We start from the raw sequence: 1,724 nt of genomic DNA, 5'->3' as shown, positions 1-1,724 counted from the left end.
TGTGGTGGCCGCCCGGGTGGTCGGTGCCGACGCCGAGGTAGCAGGCGAGTCCGCCGCGCTCTTGGACGCGGTTCATCAGGTACGTCGCGTCCTCGGAGCCGCCGAGGTCGTCGCTGTCGACGATGCTCGTGACGCCCGCGACGTCGCCCGCGGACTCCCGGACGAGCCCGGCGAGCGCGTCGTCGCTCGTCGCGCTGGGGGCCTCGCCGAGCGTCGACACCTCGACCTCGCAGTCGTGCATCTCCGCGGCCGAGTTCAGGATCCGGTCCGCGTGGTCGGACATGTACTCGGCGAGTTCGGTCGTCTGGCCCCGAAGCTCGCCCTCGATGTGCGACTCCTCCGGGATGATGTTCGTCGCGGTGCCGCCCCCGACGAGCCCGGCGTTCACCCGCGTCGGGCCGTCCGCGTGCCGCGGGATGGCGTAGAGGTTCTGGACCGCTGCCGCCATCGCCTGAACCGCGTTCCGGCCCTGCTCGGGCCGCGCGCCGGCGTGGGCGGGTTCGCCCTCGAACTCCGCGAGGAGGTGCCGCACCGCGAGGAACCCCTCGACCCCGCAGACGATCTCGCCGGACGGGTGGTCCAAGCCGACGTGGACCGCGTAGAGGTAGTCGACGTCGTCGAGGTGGCCGGACTCGGCCATCGGCTTGCCGCCCGCGACCTGCTCTTCGCCCGGCTGGAAGAACACCTTCAGCGTGCCGGAAAAGTCGGAGTCGAGGACGGCGTCGAGCGCGCCGAGCCCCATCGTCGCGTGGGCGTCGTGGCCGCAGGCGTGCATGAACCCCTCGTGTTCGGAGCGGAACCCCTCCCCGGCCGGGACGTGGTCGCCCGCTTCCGACTCGGTGATCGGGAGGCCGTCGATGTCGACGCGCAGGCCGACCACGGGACCGTCGCCGCGCTCGACGACCGCGACGCAGCCGGTGTAGCCGCCGGAGAGCCGGTCGACGATCTCGGGGTCCGCACCCGCCTCGCGGGCCTGCGTCTCCCACTCGGCTAGCTCCTCGTCGTCCGGGACGTTCAGGCGCTCCTCGGTCGCCAGCGCGTCGCGGCCGACGTGAAGCGCCGTCAGGTCCCGCTCGCGGAGGGCCTCGACGATGCGGGCGGTGGTGTAGAACTCGCGCCACGCCGGCTCGGGGTGGCGGTGGAGGTCGCGGCGAAACGCGCGGTACTCGTCGTTGTCGAGAACGCTCATACCCGTGGGTGGCCCGGCGACCGCTTAAACGATCGCCTGTCGGAGAGCGGGACCGCCGGAACGCGGCCGACGCGGAGCGGCCGCGACCGGCTTACTCCGCCGCCGGTCCCATCCGCTCCGAGTAGTCCCACGTGTGGAGCCGCTCGGGCTCGATCCGGATCTCGACCTCCTCGCGCTCGGGGCGCAGGAGCCGCTCGCCGGTCGCGTTGTCGACCCCGCCGAGGTACTTCTCCAGAAGCGACCGCAGGAGCCGCTTGTCCTCGTCGGGGACGACCGTCGCGCGGCCGCGGCCGCGGACGCCCTTGTACGGCGGGTCGTTCGTCGATACGTCGAAGGAGACCTCGTCGTCGTGTTCGACGAACTCGACGAGGTCGGCGGTCGCGCTCGTCGCACAGCGGATCGCGCCGCTCGGGCGGTCGGGGTCGCCTGCGTCGTCGCCGCGAGGTCCGGCCACCGGATCCCACGCGAACCACAGCGAGACGATCCACGGGCGGTCGGTCGGCGTGCGACAGCCGAGTCGGACCGGGACGCGGGC

2 protein-coding genes are annotated in these 1,724 nt (G+C 72.9%); both read right to left on the bottom strand.

What is annotated here, in order from left to right; all coding sequences use genetic code 11:
- Positions 1-1,189, bottom strand: a 1,189-nt coding sequence (locus tag BN903_RS08295; RefSeq protein ID WP_048077295.1) for an amidohydrolase, incomplete at its 3' end; no start/stop codon positions are given.
- A gap of 91 nt (positions 1,190-1,280) precedes the next feature.
- Positions 1,281-1,724 (bottom strand): hypothetical protein (locus BN903_RS08290; protein WP_048077294.1); only part of this gene is annotated, 444 nt, incomplete at its 5' end.

This window comes from Halorubrum sp. AJ67, assembly GCF_000513435.1.
Note: the sequence above shows the minus strand (reverse complement) of the source record. Positions and strands in the feature narration are given on the sequence as shown.